Source organism: Bradyrhizobium sp. UFLA05-109 (assembly GCF_054185165.1).
Genome location: NZ_JBBIAR010000030.1, coordinates 71,425 through 91,856, shown reverse-complemented (window position 1 = coordinate 91,856; position 20,432 = coordinate 71,425). Strand labels below are relative to the sequence as shown.

Annotated in this window: 22 protein-coding genes; 4 read left to right on the top strand and 18 right to left on the bottom strand. The window is 63.5% G+C overall.

The features are described 5' to 3' along the window. Positions 1-55 precede the first annotated feature (55 nt). Positions 56-1,288 (top strand): acyl-CoA dehydrogenase family protein, encoded by a 1,233-nt coding sequence (locus Q3C01_RS22625; RefSeq protein ID WP_458147504.1) that lies wholly within the window; start codon positions 56-58, stop codon positions 1,286-1,288. A gap of 47 nt (positions 1,289-1,335) precedes the next feature. On the opposite strand, the gene Q3C01_RS22620 is transcribed toward Q3C01_RS22625, so the two are convergent. The 6 genes from Q3C01_RS22620 to Q3C01_RS22595 all read right to left on the bottom strand — a co-directional run bounded on the left by Q3C01_RS22620 (position 1,336) and on the right by Q3C01_RS22595 (position 7,909). Then, a complete protein-coding gene (locus Q3C01_RS22620) occupies positions 1,336-1,575 on the bottom strand; it encodes a DUF3551 domain-containing protein (protein ID WP_458147503.1) in 240 nt (79 codons plus the stop codon). A gap of 282 nt (positions 1,576-1,857) precedes the next feature. Beyond that, the gene (locus tag Q3C01_RS22615; RefSeq protein WP_458147502.1) at positions 1,858-2,565 is read right to left on the bottom strand and encodes a fumarylacetoacetate hydrolase family protein; all 708 of its coding nucleotides are present in this window, start codon (positions 2,563-2,565) and stop codon (positions 1,858-1,860) included. After that, complete coding sequence (gtdA, locus tag Q3C01_RS22610) at positions 2,558-3,616, bottom strand: gentisate 1,2-dioxygenase (RefSeq protein ID WP_458147531.1); 1,059 nt, start codon at positions 3,614-3,616, stop codon at positions 2,558-2,560. Before gtdA ends, Q3C01_RS22615 begins: the two co-directional genes overlap by 8 nt. Positions 3,617-3,666: 50 nt before the next feature. Continuing rightward, positions 3,667-5,022, bottom strand: a complete 1,356-nt coding sequence (locus Q3C01_RS22605; RefSeq protein WP_458147501.1) for an MFS transporter — start codon at positions 5,020-5,022, stop codon at positions 3,667-3,669. A 76-nt stretch (positions 5,023-5,098) separates the two neighbouring features. After that, on the bottom strand, positions 5,099-6,727 hold the full coding sequence (locus tag Q3C01_RS22600) for a benzoate-CoA ligase family protein (protein WP_458147530.1): 1,629 nt from the start codon (positions 6,725-6,727) through the stop codon (positions 5,099-5,101). A 33-nt stretch (positions 6,728-6,760) separates the two neighbouring features. Then, positions 6,761-7,909, bottom strand: a complete 1,149-nt coding sequence (locus Q3C01_RS22595; RefSeq protein ID WP_458147500.1) for an FAD-dependent monooxygenase — start codon at positions 7,907-7,909, stop codon at positions 6,761-6,763. 170 nt (positions 7,910-8,079) lie between these two features. Between Q3C01_RS22595 and Q3C01_RS22590 the strand changes: the two genes are divergently transcribed. The 3 genes from Q3C01_RS22590 (at position 8,080) to Q3C01_RS22580 (ending at position 10,333) form a co-directional block, all read left to right on the top strand. Further along, complete coding sequence (locus tag Q3C01_RS22590; protein WP_458147499.1) at positions 8,080-8,478, top strand: acyl-CoA thioesterase; 399 nt, start codon at positions 8,080-8,082, stop codon at positions 8,476-8,478. Then, positions 8,475-9,323 carry an IclR family transcriptional regulator gene (locus tag Q3C01_RS22585; RefSeq protein WP_458147498.1) on the top strand — a complete coding sequence of 283 codons (849 nt, stop codon included), beginning with the start codon at positions 8,475-8,477 and terminating at the stop codon, positions 9,321-9,323. The genes Q3C01_RS22590 and Q3C01_RS22585 overlap by 4 nt, the downstream gene beginning before the upstream one ends. Positions 9,324-9,745: 422 nt before the next feature. Next, entirely contained in the window at positions 9,746-10,333 is a 588-nt protein-coding gene (locus Q3C01_RS22580; protein WP_458147497.1) for a hypothetical protein, read from the top strand. 48 nt (positions 10,334-10,381) lie between these two features. Here Q3C01_RS22580 and Q3C01_RS22575 read toward each other — a convergent pair whose 3' ends face one another. The 12 genes from Q3C01_RS22575 to Q3C01_RS22520 form a co-directional block, all read right to left on the bottom strand. Next, the gene (locus tag Q3C01_RS22575) at positions 10,382-11,284 is read right to left on the bottom strand and encodes an N-acetylmuramic acid 6-phosphate etherase (RefSeq protein WP_458147496.1); all 903 of its coding nucleotides are present in this window, start codon (positions 11,282-11,284) and stop codon (positions 10,382-10,384) included. Between the two features lie 462 nt (positions 11,285-11,746). Further along, positions 11,747-12,730 (bottom strand): dihydroxyacetone kinase subunit DhaK, encoded by a 984-nt coding sequence (gene dhaK, locus Q3C01_RS22570; protein WP_458147495.1) that lies wholly within the window; start codon positions 12,728-12,730, stop codon positions 11,747-11,749. Positions 12,731-12,767: 37 nt separating this feature from the next. Beyond that, on the bottom strand, positions 12,768-13,193 hold the full coding sequence (locus Q3C01_RS22565) for a hypothetical protein (RefSeq protein ID WP_027526250.1): 426 nt from the start codon (positions 13,191-13,193) through the stop codon (positions 12,768-12,770). Further along, positions 13,186-14,805, bottom strand: a complete 1,620-nt coding sequence (gene ptsP / locus Q3C01_RS22560) for a phosphoenolpyruvate--protein phosphotransferase (RefSeq protein WP_458147494.1) — start codon at positions 14,803-14,805, stop codon at positions 13,186-13,188. Before ptsP ends, Q3C01_RS22565 begins: the two co-directional genes overlap by 8 nt. A gap of 1 nt (position 14,806) precedes the next feature. Beyond that, entirely contained in the window at positions 14,807-15,115 is a 309-nt protein-coding gene (locus Q3C01_RS22555) for an HPr family phosphocarrier protein (protein ID WP_458147493.1), read from the bottom strand. Between the two features lie 36 nt (positions 15,116-15,151). Beyond that, positions 15,152-15,544, bottom strand: a complete 393-nt coding sequence (gene dhaM / locus Q3C01_RS22550) for a dihydroxyacetone kinase phosphoryl donor subunit DhaM (RefSeq protein ID WP_458147492.1) — start codon at positions 15,542-15,544, stop codon at positions 15,152-15,154. Then, positions 15,541-16,164 (bottom strand): dihydroxyacetone kinase subunit DhaL, encoded by a 624-nt coding sequence (gene dhaL, locus Q3C01_RS22545; RefSeq protein WP_458147491.1) that lies wholly within the window; start codon positions 16,162-16,164, stop codon positions 15,541-15,543. Before dhaL ends, dhaM begins: the two co-directional genes overlap by 4 nt. Positions 16,165-16,174: 10 nt before the next feature. Further along, positions 16,175-17,200: an ABC transporter ATP-binding protein gene (locus tag Q3C01_RS22540; RefSeq protein ID WP_458147490.1), complete on the bottom strand. Its 1,026-nt coding sequence runs from the start codon at positions 17,198-17,200 to the stop codon at positions 16,175-16,177. Continuing rightward, positions 17,193-18,290 (bottom strand): ABC transporter ATP-binding protein, encoded by a 1,098-nt coding sequence (locus Q3C01_RS22535; protein ID WP_458147489.1) that lies wholly within the window; start codon positions 18,288-18,290, stop codon positions 17,193-17,195. The genes Q3C01_RS22540 and Q3C01_RS22535 overlap by 8 nt, the downstream gene beginning before the upstream one ends. A gap of 10 nt (positions 18,291-18,300) precedes the next feature. Further along, the gene (locus tag Q3C01_RS22530) at positions 18,301-18,501 is read right to left on the bottom strand and encodes a hypothetical protein (RefSeq protein ID WP_458147488.1); all 201 of its coding nucleotides are present in this window, start codon (positions 18,499-18,501) and stop codon (positions 18,301-18,303) included. Then, complete coding sequence (locus tag Q3C01_RS22525; protein ID WP_458147487.1) at positions 18,498-19,460, bottom strand: carbohydrate ABC transporter permease; 963 nt, start codon at positions 19,458-19,460, stop codon at positions 18,498-18,500. The genes Q3C01_RS22530 and Q3C01_RS22525 overlap by 4 nt, the downstream gene beginning before the upstream one ends. After that, positions 19,457-20,431 carry a carbohydrate ABC transporter permease gene (locus Q3C01_RS22520; protein WP_254108216.1) on the bottom strand — a complete coding sequence of 325 codons (975 nt, stop codon included), beginning with the start codon at positions 20,429-20,431 and terminating at the stop codon, positions 19,457-19,459. Before Q3C01_RS22520 ends, Q3C01_RS22525 begins: the two co-directional genes overlap by 4 nt. Position 20,432: the final 1 nt, after the last annotated feature.

Here is a 20,432-nt window from a genome sequence, read left to right as displayed (position 1 = left end):
TTGCAGCCGTAACCATTCCGTCCGTCTCTGTCACACTAGCTCTGGAGATACACCGATGGTGACCACTCAAGTTCAATTTGTGCGCCAGGACACCAATCGCCCCACCAGGCAGCAGCCCGTTGCGCGTGAAGTCGCGCGACTGCTCGCGTCGATCAATGAACTGGCGCCGGAGATTGTCGCTCGCGCTGGCGAGATCGAGAGCGCCCGACGAATTCCTGCCGACATCACCGACAGGCTGCGACAGATGGGCTTCTTCCGGACCATGCTGCCGCGCAGCCATGGCGGGTTGGAGCTGAGCGTGGCTGAGGTTCTGCCGCTGATCGAAGCCTTGTCTGCGCTCGACGGTTCGCTCGGCTGGGTGGCCGGGATCGGAACGACGTCGCAGATGTTCTGCATGCGGGCGCCGCGGGAAATATTCGATCGTATGTACAGGAATGGAGCCGATGTGCTCGTGGTCGGGGTGGGCACGCCCGCCGGTCGGGGTGAAACGGTCAATGGCGGTTATCGAGTCTCAGGACGCTGGCCATTCGCCAGCGGCTGCCAGAACGCGCAATGGATCGCCGGTCATTTCGTCGTCCACAAGGACGGGGCGCCGGTGATGTCGGGCGCGCGGCCATTGACGCGCGCTGTCGTGCTTCCAGCGGAGCGCTGGCACATCGAGGACACATGGCAGGCCTTCGGACTGACAGGCAGCGGCAGCCATCATGTGACCCTCGATAATGTCACCGTCTCCGAGGCCGAGTGTTTCGATCTGCTTCATGGACCTTCATGCGTGCCGGGGCCGTTCGCGGGTGCCATCGCGCCGTTCATCGGAGACCTTCATGCGGCCGTCCCCATCGGTATTGCGACCGGCGCAATCGCCGATCTCGTCGCCATGACCGGCGGTGGCCGCCGCCAGCTCTTCGCGCCCGCCGATCTCAGGGATTCGCCTGTCTTCCAGCACGAATTCGGCCGGCTCGATGCCGGGCTGCGGGCGGCACGTGCGCTCCTGCAGGTTCAGGCGGAAAACCATTGGGATCGCGCAATCGCGGGCGTGCTCGATGACAAGACGGATTTTGCCGAGAGCCTGCAGGGTAACGCCTGGATCCACGCGACCTGCGCCGACGTCGTCAGCGGCTGCCATGGGCTCGGCGGATCCTCCGTCGTGCTCAACGCATCACCGCTGCAGCGGCGGTTGCGCGATGTTCACGCCGCGAGGCAACATGTCTTTGCCCAGGAGCGGTTTTATGCGCGCGCTGGTGCACACGCGCTCGGCTTCCCTCCGGTCGATCCGGTTTCGGGACAATAGTGCCGCGGTAAGATGGAAAGGAGTCCCATCTGCTTTGCACGCGGTCCTCAATACTGTTGGACTTTCCTGGGATGCGATGCGCGCTGCTTGAAGAGATGGCGCCTATTCATATCGCAGTACGTGTTCCATCGGCCGGATGCTGACGCCAGGCACTGCTCTCTTGTCTGGTAAGAACAGTCACCGGAGGCGCCAAGCCCTCCGCCAAAGACACACCAGGGATAATCGTGTGCAGCATGAGCCGTGGTAACGGCTGCCAATAGCGTCAGTGCGACCAGGATCGTGCGCATCGTTGCTCCAACGGAAAGCGGGGCGGATATGACGGTCGTGAGAGGGCACCGAAACGACAAGACGACCGTTGAGCTAGATCAAACGTTTCCGGGCTCGTAGCCGTTCCCGTGGTGCGTTATTCCGTCGCCAAATTTTTCCGTTGCCAAATTATTCCGTTGCGAAGACCCGAACACCGGCCATCCACGCAGCCCCATTTCGAAAGTTGAAGTGCAGCGCCGGCTGGCCAAGGAGGCCAGCGCGACGCGACAAATGAATACACGAGCGATGCGACTTCAACGAAGCTATTTGACAGGTATCCTGATTTCGCCCATCCCCTCGATTCCTCCCGTCATCACCTGGCCGCGCTGCACCGGACCGACGCCTTCCGGCGTGCCCGTCATGATGATGTCGCCGGGTTTGAGCACCATCGACTGCGAGCAGATCGAGATGATGTCCGGCACGGGCCAGATCAACTTTGAGATGTCGGAGTCCTGCTTGAGCACACCGTCGACGGCAAGCCAGATGCGCCCGGCGTTTGGATGGCCGACCTCCGAAACCGGTCGCAGCGGGGCGATCGGCGCCGACAGGTCAAAACCCTTGCCCCAGTCCCAGGGACGGCCCTGCTCACGGGCCTGAAGCTGCAGATCGCGGCGGGTCAGATCGATGCCGACGCCGTAGCCCCAGACATGATCGAGCGCGCGAGCGACGGGGATGTCGGTGCCGCCCTGGCCGATCGCGACGATCAGCTCGATCTCGTAGTGGAAGTTGCTGGTCTGCGGCGGATAGGGAACCGTCGTTCCGTCGTCCACGACCGTGTCCGCGGGCTTCATGAAGAAGAACGGTGGCTCGCGATCGGGATCGCGCCCCATCTCGCGCGCGTGCGCCGCATAGTTGCGTCCGACACAGATGATCCGGCGCAGCGGAAAGCGTGCCGACGAATTGTGGACCGCGACCGACGCATGCGGCGGCGGCGGCAGAACGAAATCAGAGTGAGTGTTGGCGTTAGGCATTGCCGCGGTCCTCCCGGAAAAGATGCAGGGCTTCCTGAATGGGTCGATCGGAATAGGAGAAGATCACGGCGTCGCCGTCGATCGCTTCGTGACGCACGCGATGCCAGGAGGGGACGACGAAGATGTCGCGCTTGCCCCACTCGACGACGATGTCCTCGCCGGATCGCGATGAGATGACACTGCGCCCCCTGCCCTCAATCGGCACGAACACGGTCGCGTCGGTCGAGCGGTAAGCCGTCGTTGCAAACCCCTTCGGCAGGAGCTGGATGAAGGTCGCCATGGTGGCCATGGCGTGATTGCCGGTGATCGGGTTGGTGTAACGCATCTTGAGTCCGTGGCATGCGTCCCAGGCCGCGCCACGTCGCAAGCGCTCGAGCGACTCGCGCGTTCGCGCATAGGGATAGTTGAACACCGGCGAGGTGCCGCCGCCTCCCCTGTGATCGACAGGAAGCAGGTTATGGCCGTAGCGGGCGTCGCTGTCCCCGACGGGACGGGTGATCGGCTGCTCGTCGACGTCGAGATGTTCGGCAAAGGATGCATCGAGCATCTGAATGACGGGAATATCGAGACCGTCGAGCCAGAACACCGGATTGGGGCTGGGGTTGCCGTGATCGTGCCAGGCCCAGGGCGGCGTGATGATGAAATCGCCCTCGTGCATGATGGTGCGTTCGCCGTTCACCGCCGTGTAGGCGCCCTCGCCTTCGAGGATGAATCGCAGCGCGGATTGGGTATGGCGGTGGGCCGGCGCAACCTCACCCGGCATCACCAGTTGCACGCCGGCATAGAGATCCGTGGTGATTTTCGACTGGCCGCGAAGACCGGGATTTTCGAGGACCAGAACCCTCCGCTCCGCCTCCTTGGCGGTGATGAGACTTCCGGCCTCGAGCATATACGCCCGGATCTCATCAAAGCGCCAGGATGCCGGGCGACACCCGCTTCTCGGTTCGGGCGTGACGAGATCGGCCAGCGACAGCCATAGGGCCGTCAGGTTCCTCTTGTCGATCTTGTCATAGAAGGCCCGGCGTTCCGGCGTATCGGCGGTTGGGGCCATGATCGTATCGTGGGACATCGTTTGTCTCGCTGTGATTGAGAACAAGATGGTTAGTGATGCAGTGTCGCGGCCGACGACACGAGTGCGAGCGCCGGCTCTCGTCTGCGAAGCGCGATCACCGCCAGTCCCGCCAGAATTGCCGGCACCGCCGCGGTCAAGACGACGGACTGCGCGGTCCATCCGAAGCCGAGCAGCACGCCACCTGCGACCGGGCCAATGATCGATCCGATGCGACCCACGCCCAGCGCCCAGCCGACCCCGGTGGAGCGGATCGCGGTCGGGTACAGGCTTGCCGCGAGCGCGTTCATGCTGATCTGCGCGCCGACCACGCCAAACCCGGCGAGGAAGGTCGAGATCATCAGCGTCCACACATTGGAAGAACCGAATGCGATACCCGCAATGAAGAGCGCGGAGGCCGAATAGGCGCCGCCGAGCACGAGATATGGATCGAGCCGATCGACGAAGCGGCCGAGAACGATCGCGCCGACGACGCCTCCGGCGTTCAACACCGCCGTCGAGAGGATCGCGATGTTGAGGGGCAGGCCGCTCGCCTTGAGCAGCGAGGGCATCCAGTTCACCAGGAAGTACATGACGAGCAGGTTCATGAAGAACGCGATCCACAGGAGCGCCGTCATGGATGCGCGGCCTTCCCCAAGGAGCTTCGTCACCGGAAATCCGGGCGCTTGCGAACCATGCATGACATAGCGGCTCGCCGCCGTCGCCGCGATGGTCGGGTCGAGCCTGACGAGCAACCTTGCGATCCGCTCGTCTGCGACGTCGCGTGTCATCAGATAGCGGATCGATTCGGGCAGCCAGATCAACAGCACGATCAGGGTGACGAGGGGAAGCACGCCGCCCACGACGAAGACCGCTTGCCAGCCGAGCGCACCGATCAGCGGCGCACTGATCACGCCGCCGATCGTCGAGCCCAGCGGAAAGCCGCAGAACATGATGGCGATGAGCAGCGCGCGCATCCGCTTGGGCGCGTATTCGCTGGTCAGCGCGATGATGTTGGGCATCGCGCCACCGAGTCCAAGGCCCGTCAGGAAGCGGTAGACCAGAAGCTCGTTCAGCGTGGTCGCGCGCGCCGTGACGAGCGCGAAGATGCCGAACAGCAGCACCGAGAGCAGGATCACGCTTTTCCGACCAAAACGATCGGCAGCCGGGCTCAGGACGAAAGCACCGACCGTGAGCCCAGCCAGGCCCGCACCGAAGATCGGACCGAAGCCGGCCATGGCGATCCCCCATTGCTCGGCAATCACGGGCGCGACATAGGCGATCGCCTGCGTGTCGAAACCGTCGAGCAAGGCGATCCATGCGCAAAGAACGAGGATCAGAAGCTGGAGGCGTCCGAACCGCGCCTCTTCGATGACCTCGGTAACGTCTACAATATTCGCAGCGGACATCACGAACTCCAGTGAGCCTGTGTTTCTAAGCCGGTGACAGTTCTGTAAGCTTGGGGAAGTGGAGCTGGCTGCCTGGTCAGGCCACCAACGGGGCGCTACGCAGCTTCTGCCGATCGATCTTGCCCGTTCCTGTCTTCGGCAGATCGGACCGGTATTCGATCAGGCGTGGATATTTGTAGGGAAGCAGCTTTGACTTGACGTGATCCTGCAGCTCCCGCGTCAACGACTCGCTCGCCACATGACCGTCCCGAAGGATCACGAACGCTTTCGTGGTCATGCGGCGATCGGGAAGCTCGAGGCCAAGCACCGCGCATTCCCGGACTGCGGGATGATCCGACAGGCAGAGCTCGATCTCGACCGGGTAGATCCACTGGCCGCTCACCTTGATGAGATCGTCGACGCGACCGACGAAAGTGAAGAAGCCGTCGGCGTCCTCGACGAGCCTGTCGCCGGTCCAGATCCACCCCTCCTCGCGCATGGTCTGCTCGGTCTTGTCGGGCCGGTTCCAGTAGCAAGGCGCGTTGGAGTGACCGCGGACCCACATCACACCTTCTTCGCCTTGCGCGACGGGCTCCCCCTCGGGCGTGGTCAGTCGGATCTCGTATCCCGGAACGCGCTTGCCGGCGGTCCCGGTCTTCTTCTGCTCGCGCGTATTCGAGAGATAGATGTGCAGCACCTCGGTTGATCCGAGTCCTTCGACGATCTCGAGCCCGAAGCGCCGCCGCCAGTCGTTGAAGATGTCCTGCGACAGCACTTCGGCGGCCGACAGGCAGAGGCGCACGCTCGACAGGTCGGCGGTTTCGATGCGGGGATGATGCAGCAACGCGTTGTAAAGCGTCGGCAGGCCAAAGAAGAGCGTGGGCCTGAATTTTTCGATCAAGTCCAGAACCGCATTCGGTTCTGGCCGCCCGGCGAGCAGGACCGTGCTGGCGCCGACCGAGAACGGGAACGTGATCGAATTGCCGAACCCGTAGGCGAAGAAGATCTTCGGCACGGAGAAACAGATATCGGTCTCTTCGATTCCCAGGATGTGACGGCCGAAACTATCCGCGGTATAGGCCATGTCGTGCTGGAGATGTACGATGCCCTTTGGCCGGCCGGTGCTGCCCGAGCTGTACATCCAGAACGCCATGTCGTCGCGGCTCGTGGGCGCGGCGTCCAGTTCCGCGGGAAACTGGGCGAACCATTGGTCGCCATTCAGCATCTTGATCGAGGACGGTTCGCACGCGGCATCGCCGTTGACGACGACCAGCGCGCGCAGCGACGTTCCCGCAATCGTCTCCTGGTCGAACAGGGCAGCATATTCGGCGTCGACGACCGCGACCGGTGCGGCCGAGTCCTGCAGATAGAAGCCGATGAGTTCCTTCGGCGAGAGCGTGTTGATCAGCATCGGCACGAAGCCGGCGCGGATCGCGCCGAAGAACGCGGCGGGATAGGCCGCCGTGTCGTTCAGCAAGAGGAGCACGCGGTCACCGGCGACAAGTCCGAGCGACGTGAGCGCGTTTCCGCATTTGGCGGCCTTGGCGCACAGTTCGCCATAGCGGGTGTTGCCGGTTGCGGCGTAGATCGCGACCTTGTCGGCACGACCCGCCCTGAGATTGTCGAAGAGGATCTCGCTGGCGTTGTAGCGCTCGGCGATTTCGAAGCCGATCTCCCGCGCGCCGGGTGCGTTGTCGGGCACATGATCCACGATCGCGTGGCTGATTCCGTCCGTCATGGAAACGCTCCTCGTCATCGCTTACGTGCTGGAGACCAATGAACTGGCGTCGTAACGCGCCATGAAGCCCGGCGACATCGCGCGGAGTTGATTGTCGTCGATCCGCCCCGAACGGGTGATGTAGCTGTAGCCGAAGTCCAGCGGATTTAGCTTCATGTGCTCGGCAAAGCGCTCGTACCAGGCCGCGCTCGTTTTTGCGGCCTTGACCAGCTTCTCCACCACCGGTCGGCGCGCGGCCTCGTAGTCTTCCAGTGCACGGCGGACGCTGTGCGGCTCGCCGTCCAGCGCATTGACGAGGGCGATGACGTCCTCGAGCGCGAGGCGCGTTCCAGATCCGATCGAGAAGTGCGCGGTGTGAAGCGCATCGCCGACGAGCACCATGTTGCGGTGCGACCAGCGATCATTCCACAGCCAGGGAAAATTCCGCCAGACCGATTTGTTATTGACGAGCGGATGTCCTTCCAGCGTGTCGGCGAACACTTTTTCGCAAATCGCCCTGCTCTCTTCCTCGGTCTTCTCCGCAAAGCCGGCGCGCAGCCATGTGGCGCGATCGCACTCGACGATGAACGTGCTCATCGTCGGCGAGTAGCGGTAGTGATGGGCGTTGAAGCAGCCGTACTCGGTTTCGACGAAGGTCTGGGTCAGCGTCTCGAAGCGCTTGGTGGTGCCGTACCAAGCGAACTTGTTGTCGTCGTAGGAAAGGGACGTCTTGAAGTCCCCTTCATAGGTCCTTCGGACCAGCGAGTTCACGCCGTCGGCAGCGACGATCAGGTCGTATCCCGCGAGTTCATCGACCGAACGCACGACCGTGCCGAAGTTCAGATTGGCACCGGCGGATCGTGCGCGCTCGGTCAGCTGCGTGATGAAATCGAGCCGTCCGACCGCGGAGAAGCCGACACCGTCGAGCGCGACGCGCTCGCCACGGTGAACGAGCGTGATGTCGCGCCATGTCTCCATGTGCGCCGAGACGGCTTCGGCCGTTTCCGGATCATCGGCGCGAAGGAAGTCGAGCGCCTTGTCGGAGAAGACGACGCCAAATCCCCAGGTGGCCCCTTCCGGATTCTGCTCGAAGACGTCGACGTGGTCGCCGGGATGCCGACGCTTCCACAAGTAAGCGAAATACAGTCCCGCAGGACCGCCCCCCAGCACAGCAATGCGACCGAGCCGCATGACTTTCCCCTTCCCTGTTGCTTTGCTAACCGTATTCTTATTGCGTATTATGCAATCGATTTCTCGATATGCAATATATTTTTGCATAGTGAGGAAATATTTTTCTTATAGGGAACGTGCCCGGCGAGGCTAAGCTTTGGCCCGGCGTCATGCGGCAGGAGAGTTTTCGGATGTTTGAGACAGCTTTCACGATCGAGTGGGGCGATTGCGACGAAGCCGGAATCGTCTTTTATCCCAACTACTTCTATTGGTTTGACTGCACCTATCAGCGCTGGCTGCGGAGCTGCGGATTGAGCCAGCGGGAGCTCAAGCGCCGCTTCAGGAGCGTCACGCCGCTGGTCAATGTCGGCGCCCAATTTGTGGGGCCCGCCCGTTACGACGATGAGCTGGTGGTCCGCGCAGAAGTCGCCGAGTGGCAAGAGCGGCGGTTTCGAATCGACTACAAGCTGTCGGTCGGAAACGTGCAGATTGCGAGCGGCTTCGAACAGCGCGCCTGGGCCTCTGTCACGGACACAGGCGAGCTCCGCGGCGCGAGCGTGCCGCAAGAGTTCAAGGACATGTTGGGATGAAACGGACGCGCCCGAAAGATACTGATGAAGAGAGCGGCGGGACGGCCCCTGGCGGCATCCAGGCTCTCGACGCCGCGCTTTCGGTCCTGCGAGTCCTGCGATCCTTTGACGGGCCGGCGACGCTGTCGGATATCGCGCGCGAAGCCGGCATGCCACCGAGCAAGGTGCATCGCTATCTGGCAAGCTTCATTCATGCGGGCCTTGCCGTGCAGAAGGAGCGCTCCGGCCGGTATGACCTCGGCCGCGAAGCAGCGGAGCTGGGTGTTGCGGCCATCAGCCGGAACAACTTCGTCGTCCGTGCGTCCGAAGAGCTCGAGGAACTGGCTGCCGTGACCGGACAAGCCGCGCTGCTTGCGGTCTGGAGTCACAATGGCCCTACCGTGGTCAGGATGGAGAGAGGTCCCCATCTGACGACCACGTCGATCGGTCTTGGCAGCACGTTCCCCCTGCTCGACTCCGCGACCGGGCGCATCTTCCTGTCCTACCTGCCGTCTCAGCAGCTGGCCGCGCGGTTGCAAAACGAACTCGCGCGCGCCGCTTCTGAGGGCGTAAGCTGGCCGGATCTCAATCCCGACCTGGAAAGCGTCGAGGCACTGACGACGAAAGTCCAGCGCGAGCGTATCGCCTATGTCGACGGACGTTACATTCCGGGCCTGAGTGCGATCTCGTCCGCGATCACGAACTGGCAAGGCGAGATCGAAGTCGCCGTGACCTTGTTCGGAACGCACAGGGATTTGCTGCAGCCGGATAGCCCAGCACGAGGCGCCTTGATCGATTTTGCCGCGCGTCATTCGATCGTCCCGCCGGCCCAACTCGGCAATTCGCGCGGCATGCCAGCGCGATAACAAGAGGGAAAGAGCAGGAGCTCGGCCCCACACTGCCACCGTCGTCTCCAATTGACACCGGTCTCGCTTGTCGGCACGGTTCATGTCCGCGAGCATGCGGGAACGACTTGCAGATTCGGCGGCGACGGCCTGCAAAACCGCAGCATCGCAAGACGACCCTCGGGGCACTCAAGCCGCATCGGCGCAGCTGCTGAAGTAGACAGATGGCTCCATCGAGAACGGATATTGGCCGGCTTGACCTGCAGATGGGGCGTGATCCGTCGCACATCGCTGCTCATCCGCCGGCGGAAGATCACGTTGCAGATGACCAGGATCTGGAATCAGGCGCCGGGCAAAGCAACGCACCAACTGTTCGTCCGGTCGACGAGGCTTTTGCCGTGTCATCCGCGCACTTCGGTTCGGGGGGAGATGAGTCGGGTGACGTGACCGCCTTTGCCAAATGGGTGGCGCGAGGACGCAGCATCTGGCGCAGGCATCTCCAGCGCGATGACGTCCCAGAGACGACCGGGCAGTCGAGAGGGAACCTCGAGCGCTGGTTGCTCGCATTGCTGAGCGTCGTCGTCATCGTGAGTTGCGTTTGCGTGACCATTGTGTTCACGCAGGTCAAGTCGCTCAAAGCGGAGATCGCAACGCTGCAACGCGAGATCATCGCGCTCAAGCTGCACATAGCCAGGCTCGATCAGATCGCAAGCGCCAACGAGGCACGTGACAAGCCAAGCAGCGAAACACCGAGACCGCCGGCGGAGACTCGTCCCGACCAGGGCTCGCTCATCCTGTCGCGCGAAGAGATTCAGCTGATCAGAGACTTTATCAAGCCTGCCCCAATTGCGGCGTCCGCGACTGAACCGATCAAGGTCGGCGATCCCGTCGCGGGAGAAACCATTCCCTTCCCTTCCCCAATCACGGACAAGGTGCGGAAACTGCTTGGCGCGAGATTTACCATTCGCAACGGCGTCATCGTCATCACCCGGAACGGCCGCCAGGTTGATGCCGTGATCGGGCCCAATTGACGAGAGGCGGACTTCGGGACTGCGGTGAGTAGCCGCCTGCTAAGGTCCTCACCCCAGATCGTCAAACACGCGACGAAGATTGCCCTTGTGGCTGGCGAGAAGATTCGCCGCTTCCGTCTTGTCGTATCCGAGCACGACGAGGGCGGCCAACTTGATGTCGCCGCCGGTCGATTCCAAGGCAGAGGCAGCTTGCTCTTCACTGCAACCGGTGATGCGGGCGACCATCGCGTCGGCCCGACGCTTCAGCTTTGCGTTCGTGGGCAGCATATTGACCATCATGCCGCGGTAGACGCGACCAAGACGCAGCATGATGCCGGTCGACATCAGGTTGAGGACGATCTTTTGGGCGGTGCCGGCCTTCATCCGCGTTGAACCAGCGATGAGCTCAGGCCCGGTCTCGACGAGCACCGGATATTTCGCTGCTGCAAGCAGCGGGGCCTGGCGGTTATTAGCAATGCCGACGGTCACGGCCTGATACCGGCCGGCCTGGCGCAATGCGGCCACGGTGAACGGGGTCGTGCCGCTCGCCGCAACCGCGATGACGACGTCGTGCGACGACAGCCTTGCGGCATCGATCTGGGCGATTGCGTCGTCGACATCGTCTTCCGCGCCTTCGACGCTGGTGACAAACGCGCTCTCGCCGCCGGCGATGATGAAGTGGACGCGCTGCTGAGGCCAGGCGAAGGTGGGCGTCAGTTCGGCGCCGTCCTGGATGGCCACCCTGCCCGACGTTCCTGCGCCGACATAGACCAGGCGCCCGTCATCTCCGAGGGCTTCCGCCGCGGCATCGGTCGCCGCCGCGAGCGCAGGAAGACATTGGCCGACGGCTGCGACTGCTGCGAGTTGACCTTCCCACATCGCTTCCAATGCGGCGGTCCCCGACCATGCGTCCAAATCCGTGAAGCGAGGATCGACGGCTTCAGTTGCATTGGCGCGATCCGTTCGTTTCATGGGTTCATTCCACCGTAGCGCGACGACTCTGAGGTGCCCGTGGCCGGCCTGGCGCGGGCCAAAGGCATGCGCCGTTCATCGTATCCTTGGGAATGCCAGCGCGACCGGAGAACTAACTTGGATCCCGGCACATCGGTTCCCGTCCGGTGGGAGCCACTGGCCACGCAGACGGTTGGTCCCGCTGCCAAAATAATCTCAAAAACGCGGAAAATTGAACCCGCGAACGGTTCTCAAAAAAATGCCGTGCCTGAAGGCACGGCCAGTTTCAGGGAGCAAACCGGCGCGCTGGCAGCCCGCTAGAGCATGATCCGGAAAAGTGCGGAGCGGTTTTCCGGAAAGATCATGCTCAAACAACAACCTAAAGCGCGATGACGATTCATCCTAACCTCATCGCGCTTTAGCGGGGCCGCATTCCATCGCGGCGGAGTTCGGGATCGCTCAGTGGTCCATATCAGGCCAGGCTCACCATTTGAGGGCTGCGGTGCGGACCGGGTGGTCCCACAGCGCCGTCGCCTCGGCATCGAGCAGGCTCAAACTGAGCGAGCAGCCGGCCATATCGAGCGAGGTGACGTAGCTGCCGACCAGTGAGCGGGTGATGCGCAGGCCGCGCTTCTCGAGCAGCTTTCGCGCGGCGTGATACATCAGATAGAGCTCGATCATGGGCGTGCCGCCGAAGCCGTTGACGAGCAGCAGCGCCTCGGCCCCCTCGCGCGCGCCGAGATCCTCCGCGATGGCCGTCGTCATCTCGAAGGCGATGGCGTCGGCCTGCTCCAGCTTGACGCGGCGGCGTCCGGGCTCGCCGTGAATACCGACGCCCATCTCCATCTCGTCCTCGGCGAGCGCGAAGGTCGGCCCACCGGCGGCCGGGACGGTGCAGCTCGTCAGCGCCACGCCCATCGAGCGCGTCCGCGCATTGACGCGCTCGCCGAGCGCAACGCAGCCGGCCAGATCAAGGCCCTTCTCGGCCGCCGCACCGACGATCTTCTCGACGATCAGCGTCCCCGCGACGCCTCGGCGACCGATGCTGTGGGTGGAGTTCTCGACCGCGACGTCATCATCCGTCACGATGGTCGCGATGCGGCCTTCGGCGATCTCCGCCGCCATCTCGAAGTTCATGCGGTCTCCCGCATAGTTCTTCACGATGAACAGCACACCGGCCTCGCTGGCGACGGCCTGGGCGGCCTCGACGATCTGGTCCGGCGTCGGTGACGTGAAGACCTGCCCCGGACAGGCGGCGTCGAGCATGCCGTAACCGACGAAACCGGCATGCAGCGGCTCGTGCCCGCTGCCGCCGCCGGAAACCAGCGAAACCTTCCTCCGGTTGAGCTCACGGCGATGCACGAATTTGCGCTCCGCGCCCAGCGTGACGAGATCGGCATGCGCGGCAGCAAACCCATCCAGGCTCTCCGCCAGGACGTCGTCGACGGAATTGATGAACTTCTTCATGCGACCCTCCCCATCACTTATGCCTCAGTTTCCTGCCTCATTCTTTTTCCTGCATGATGGCAATCAGCCGGCGCGCGAACTCCTGGAGCAGCGCGTCGAGCTGAGCATTCCGCTTGCCGCTGCCGAGATCGGGCAAATGCAGCGTCAAGGTCCGCTCGTGCGGTCCTTCGGTCAGACGGCTGATCCTGCGCGGATGCGCGCGCGCATAGGCGCGCAGAAAGGCCGCCTTTGCCTGCGGAGGAAAGTGGCAGACGTCGAAGATCGTGTTGAGATGCTGCACCGGGATCGGCACTGGATAGGCCGGATTGGAGATCTGGCTGACGAAGCTCCGGTTCTTTCCCATGGCATGGGCGAGCCGCAGCCGCATTCCCGAGGGGCGCTTGTCCAGGACCTCCTTGAAGATGCGCTTGTAGACGGCAACCGCGCCGGCCTCCGCCGGTTCATCGACAACGGCGTCAGTCAAGTTTTCCACCTCCGCTGCCCAGACGATCGATCGTTTGCTTGATTTGCGCAAGCGCCGATACATTCACGGACAGCTCCCGAAGCCCGCAATCGAGCAGCGCGGGAATGCAGCGCGGATCGCTCGCCATGTCGCCGCACAGGCTCACCGGGATTCCGGCGCGCCGGCCGTGCTCCGCGGTCCGCGTGATCAGTTCGAGAACCGCCGGGTGCAAGGGATCCAGCAGCGGCGCGAGAGCGCCATTCGAGCGGTCGCAGGCGAGGACATATTGCGCAAGGTCGTTCGAACCGATCGAGAAGAAGGCGCTCTTGAAGCTGGCGATCGAAAGCGCCGCCGCGGGCACCTCGACCATGATTCCGAGCTCGGGAAGCAGCGCCGCGGTGCCTTTCGCCTGCAAGTCCTGCACGATGTCGGCGAACAGCTTTCGTGCCGCCTCGACCTCGTGGGCTGAAGTGACCATCGGGAGCATGACCTTGAGATTCCCGCGCACTGCCGCACGCGCCAGCGCGCGGAGCTGAACCGCAAAGATCTCCGGCTGGGCGAGACAAAGGCGAAGGCCGCGAACGCCGAGGAAGGGGTTTGCCTCGCCGTCCGGCGTGAAGCCCGGCACCGGCTTGTCGCCACCTGCGTCAAAGGTACGGATCGTCACCGGACGCCGCTCGGCCCAGCGCAAGACCTGATCGTAGACCTGAAACTGCGTCTCCTCGTCAGGCAGGCCGCGCTCCGACAGCAGAAACTCGGTGCGCATCAGGCCGACGCCGTCGGCATATTGCGCGTCCGGATAGTCGAGGTCCTCGACGCGCTGGATGTTGATGAGGAGCTTGATCCGTTCGCCGCGCCAGGACGCCGCTGGCCGCCGGAGGATGGCTCGCGCGGAAGCCCTGCTCTTGCGGTGAAGCTCCCGCCGCTTCTCGAACAGGCCGACCTGCTCCGCGCTGGGATCGAGCTCGAGCGTTGCGCCCTCGCCATCGAGTAGCGCCGAGGTCCCCGCCGCCGGCACCGCGCCGAGCTGCACCACCATCGGGATGCCGCGGGCGCGCGCCAGCATCGCGACGTGGCTCGTCGGACTGCCGCGCAACAGCGCCAGGCCGCCGCCATCGGACCAGTCGATCTCGAGGAAGCGCGAAGGCGGCAGATCGTCGGCGCAGACGACCGCTCCGCTCGGAATCCTCAACGCATGGCCCTCGCCACCGCGCAAGATGTTCAACACGCGATCGCGAAGGTCGGCAAAATCGGAGCTGCGCGCCTTCAGATACTCGTCCGGCGCCGAATTATAGTCGGCGATCTGCTCGTCGAGCGCCGCGCACCAGGCGGCATCCGCGGGCTCGCCCTCGCCGATCGCTGCCAGGATCGCGCTGACCAAGTCCTCGTCCTCCAGCAGCGCGACCTGGAATTCCAGGATTTGCGCGGCTTCGCCCCCGGCGATTGCGGCAAGCTCGGCGATCTGCCGGCTCGCGGTATCGATCGCACTTCGCAACGCCAGCGCTTCATCGACCAGGGTGCCGGCGACCCGCTCGCCGTTCGCGCCCGCATCGACCCGGATGAACGGCCCCTGGGCAAAACCGATGGAGGCGGTTCTGCCACGGTAGGCCGGTCCTGAAGCGCTGTCTCGCATGTTACGCAATCCCGTCTGGGAAATCGGATGCAATCAGATCGATCAGCGCGGCGACGGCAGCTTCCGCATCGCTGCCCAACGCCTTGATCTCGATCATGCTGCCATGGGCGGCGCGCATGGCCATGATCTTGGCCACGCTCTTGGCATTGATCCACTCGGCCGCGCCGGCAACGCGGACGGAAATCTGCGCCTCGAACTTCTTGGCGAGCTTGGTCAGCTTGACCGCGGGTCGCGCATGCATGCCGACCGCGTGCACCAGTTGCACGTTGCCCGTGAAGATCTGTCCGTTCACGTTTGAAGTTTCCAGCATCGTCATATTTTCCATCTTCGCTTCGCCGAACTGTTGTCAGTCGGCAGAGAGTTCCTCGGCCACCGCCCGCACCTCTGCCAGCGAGCTGCCGCCAGCCGCCTCAGTCGCCGCCATCACGGCGCCTTCGACGATCGGCGCGTTGCAGACGACAACGAGATCCCGCCGCTCAGGGTCCAGCATTTCGACCGCCATCTCGCTGTTGGTCTCGGCGCCGCCAAGATCGACGAGGATTGCAACGCCCTTCGGTGACCAGGCGTCGTTGATGGCATCGACGATCAGGGCCACGCTGGTTCCCAACCCGCCGTCGGGATTGCCGCCGCAGAAGGCGACCCTGACCTCGCTGCCGACCATCTGCCGCACCATGTCGGCGGTGCCTTTGGCGATGTCCTTCGAATGCGAGACGATCACGATACCCACGGTGTCGTTCATGGCCGCCCCTCGAGGCTCGCGCACACCGCTTGCAGAAGGACGCAGCTCGACCGTGCACCGGGATCGACATGCCCGACACTTCGCGGTCCGAGGAACGAAGCCCGTCCCTTGGTCGCCTGCATCGGCGCAGTCCGCTCGGCGGCCTCGGCGGCCGTGGTGCGAATGCGCTCGACGATGTCGGGGCGCCCGGCATCCGTCTTCAACGCCTCCAGGACAGGAACGAGCACGTCGAGCATCGTCTTCTCGCCGGCGTGAGAGCGGCCGCGCTTGCTCACCGCGTCGACCCCGCTCGCAAAGACTTCGGCGAGATCGTCTGGCAAATGCTTGTCATGCGAGAGCGCTTCACCCGCTGCAAGAAAGAAGCTGCCGTAAAGGGGTCCCGACGCGCCGCCGACGGTCATCACCAGCGTCTTGCCGATCGTCTTCAGAGCCTCGTCGAACGGCTGCGCGGAGATCGCATCGAGCTTGCCGAGCACGGCCTCGAAGCCGCGCTTCATGTTCGTGCCGTGATCGCCGTCGCCGATCGCCTGATCCAGGCTCGTGAGCTCCGGCGCGCTGGCGATGACCTGCTCGGCGGCCACCTTGACCAGCGATTTGAATGTCTCGGGTTGCAGCGACATTGAATGATCCTCAGTGAACCATGGCGTTGATGCGTTGCCCAACGCCGTCGAAATAGAGCGGATGCTTCAGGTGCAATTCGACCTCCTGACCGACCTGGAGCGGCTGGCCCGGATCCGCGAGCGTCACCAGCGTCTGCCCCTTATAGTCCAGGTGAACGTGATTCTGCTCACCCAGATGCTCGACCCGATGCACGCGGCCGATCAACCGCCCGCCATTGCGCGCAGCGATCTGCAGATGCTCGGTGCGGATGCCAATGGTCTCGGTCCCGGGTGGAAGGACTATCTCCGAAACAAGGCGTGCCGGAAGAAGGTTGATCTGAGGCGTGCCAAGCCGTGATGCGACGTAAGTGCTGGACGGGCTCTCGTAGATTTCCCGCGGTGTGCCGAGCTGGAGAAGCTGGCCTTCCTTGATCACGCCGATGCGCGTGGCCATGGTCATGGCCTCCACCTGATCGTGCGTCACATAGAGTATGGTTGCACCGAGCTCGACCTGGATCCGCTTGAGCTCGAGGCGAAGCTCAGCCCGCAGCTTCGCATCCAGCGAGGATAGCGGTTCGTCCATCAGGTAGATCGACGGATCCCGCACCAGGGCGCGGCCGATGGCGACGCGCTGCATCTCACCGCCGGACAGGCGGGTGGCGCGGTTGTTCAGCTTGCTGGCGATGTGCAGAAGCTCGGCGGTCTGTTCGACGCGCTTGCGGATGACCGGCTCCGGAACGCGGCGCGCCGGCGAGCGCAGCGGAAACGCCAGATTGTCGTAAACCGACAGGTGCGGGTAGAGCGAGTATTGCTGGAAGACGAACGCGATGTCGCGCGATCCCGGAGGATCGAGCGTGACGTCGCGGCCATTGATCATGACCGAGCCCGAATCGGGTTGCTCGAGCCCGGTGATGAGCCGCAAGGTCGTGGTCTTGCCGGCGCCGCTCGGGCCGAGCAGGACGAGAAACTCGCCGTCGTTGACCGCAAGCGACAGCTCGCGCACCGCCTCGATCGCACCGAAACGTTTGTTGATGTTGCGCAGAATGACGTCAGCCATGGCGAGCGCCTCCTCCGTTCGCGGTGCGGATCGCAAGGCCGCTGCCGGCATCGAACAGCGCCAGCCGTTCGGAGTGAAATTCGAGACCGACCGTCTCGCCGATCTGGACCGGCGTGGCTGACGGCAGCCGGGCCGCGACGCGCCCATGCGCAGTGTCGACGGTGACGATCTGGTTGGTGCCGAGATACTCCGCGCCGAACACCTCGCCACGAACCGGCGCCGCATCGGTGAAGCGGATATGCTCCGGACGGACGCCGAGTACCAGCGGCGCGCTGGCACGGTCCTCGCGGATCTCTGGCACGGCGATGTCGGTGTCATGGAAGCTGACGGCGCGATCGCCACAATGCAGGCCGCCTTCAAAGCGCAGGAAGTTCATCGGCGGCGAGCCGATGAAGTCGGCGACGAACATGCTCGCGGGCCGGTCGTAGATCTCCTGCGGCGTGCTGATCTGCTCGACGCGTCCCTTGTTCATGACCGCGATCTGATCCGCCATCGACATCGCCTCGAGCTGGTCGTGCGTCACGTAGATCGTGGTCGCGCCGATGCGATCATGGAGATCGCGGAGCTCACCGCACATCAGATGGCGGAACTCGGCATCGAGGGCCCCGAGCGGCTCGTCCATCAGGAAGGCCTTCGGCCGCCGCACCATCGCCCGACCGAGCGCCACGCGCTGGCGGTCGCCGCCCGACAGCTTCGAGGTCTTGCTCGACAACAGGTGCTCGATCCGCAGCAGCCGCGCGGTCTCCTCGACCCGCTGGCGGATTTCGCGCCGGCCCATGCCCTGACACTTGAGGGGAAAGCCGATATTGCCCGCGACGTTCATGTGCGGATAGAGCGCGAAGAGCTGGAACACGAAGGCAATGTCGCGCGCGGATGCACGGTCGAAGGTCACGTCCTCGCCATCGAGCAGGATCTTGCCCTCGGTCGGCAGCTCGAGACCGGCGATCATGCGCAGCGTCGTGGTCTTGCCGCAGCCGGAGGGGCCGAGCATCGCAAAGAAGGTGCCGTCGTCGATCGTGAAATTCGAGCCTTCGACGGCCGTGAACTGATCGAACGATTTGCGCAGGTTTTCGACGCGGATCTGTGCCATCTCTGCCGCCCTATTCCGGAAAATGGCTCACGACGACGTAGCCGAGCGTGCCGGCCAGGATCGTCACGAACGAGTAGCTAAAGAGATCGAGCGAGAACGGCTGCACCAGCATCACGATGCCGACGCCGATCAGGATCGTGGCGCCCGTCTCCCAGGGCCCGCGCCGGAACCAGCGCATCAAGCCGCCATTGGCAATCGCAGAACCGCTCATTTGCGTACAGCTCCGAAGGTGATGCCGCGCAACAGATGCTTGCGCAACAGAACGGTGAACAGGACGATCGGGACGACGAACAGCGTGGTCGCGGCGGCAACGGCCGGCCAGTCCTGTCCGCCTTCGCCGATGATGAAGGGGATGAAGGGCGGCATGGTCTGGGCTTCGCCGCTGGTGAGCAGCACCGCGAAGGCATACTCGTTCCAGGAGAAGATCAGGCAGAAGATTGCGGTTGCCGCAATGCCCGTCACCGCCTGTGGCAGCACCACCTTGCGCAGCGCCTGTAGTCGCGTGTAGCCGTCAACGAGCGCCGCCTCCTCATATTCGCGCGGAATCTCGTCGATGAAGCCCTTCAGCAGCCATACCGCGAGCGAGACGTTGACCGCCGTGTAGAGCAGGATCATCCCGAGCCTGGTGTCGGTCAGATTGAGCTGGCGGTACATCAGATAGATCGGGATCGCGACCGCAACGGGCGGCATCATCCGCGTCGACAGGATGAAGAACAGGAGATCGTCGGCAAGCGGAATGCGAAATCGCGAGAACGCATAAGCTGCGAGCGTACCGAGGAAGACGGCGAGGAAGGTCGAGCCGAAGCCGATGATGAGCGAATTGACGAAGCGCGGCACGACCTTCGAGGGACCGGCGATCACCATGTCGTGCTGGCGCACGAGCTTGTCGTACCAGGTCTGCGGCGGCGGCAACTTTGCGATGAAGTCCGGCGTCTGCCGCGTGCGCACCGTAAACAGGTTCACATAGCCCTCCAGCGTCGGCTGGAACAGCACCTTGGGAGGATAGGCGATCGCATCGCTCTGCGACTTGAACGCCGTGGCGACGATCCAGACCAGCGGCAGGATCGTGATCACCGCATAGAGGATGACCAGGCTGCCGGCCACCGCCTTTGCGCGCGACGAGGATTCGACGATGGAATGAGCGGTGGATCTGGCGATAGCGGCGGTCATCGTTGCTTCACCTTGTTGAGCACCTTGACGTAGATGTTGGCTGCGCCGAACACGGTCACGAACAGGATGATGGCGAGCGCGGAGGAATAGCCGGTGCGCCATTTCTCGAATGCCGCGCGCTTCAGCGTGATCGAGACCAGCTCGGTGGTCGATCCCGGTCCGCCCGAGGTCAGGAGGTTGACCATGTCGAACATCTTGAAATTCTCGATTGCGCGGAACAGGACGGCGAGCATCAGGAAAGGCACCGTCATCGGCAGTGTGATCGACCAGAACTGACGCCATGCCGAGGCGCGGTCGACTTCAGCAGCTTCATAGATGTAGTCGGGAATGGAGCGCAGCCCGGCGAGGCAGATCAGCATGACGTAAGGCGCCCACATCCAGGTATCGACGAGGACGATCGTCCACGGCGCCAGCGCGACCTCGCCGGTCATGCTGAACGAGCTCGGCGGCACGCCGGTGAACAAGCTGATCAGGTAATTGAACGGTCCGATCTGCGGCTGGAACAGCAGGGTCCAGAAGTTGCCGACGACCGCAGGCGACAGCATCATCGGCAGCAGGATCATCGTGGTCCAGAAGCTGTGACCGCGAAACTGGCGGTTGATGAGCAGCGCGAGCCCAAATCCGATCACCACCTGTAGCGCCACCGACGAGATCACGAACTGCGCCGTGGTCTGTAGCCTGATCCAGACATCCTCGTCGGTGAGAATGTCGGTGAAATTGTCCAGCCCGACGAACCGCAGCGGCAGGTAGGACATGCTGAGGTTGAGGCTCGTGAAGGAGAGCCTGATCATCCAGACCAGGGGAAAGATGTTGATCGCGAGCAGGAGCGCAATCGTCGGCGCGACGAACAGCCAGGCGATGGCCCGGTCCGACAGGCCGCGGACTCGCCGCGTGGCACGAGATTTGGCGGGCTCGCTCACGCCGGGGATCGTAACATGATCGGGTTGCAGAATCGTCGTCATCTTGTCCATC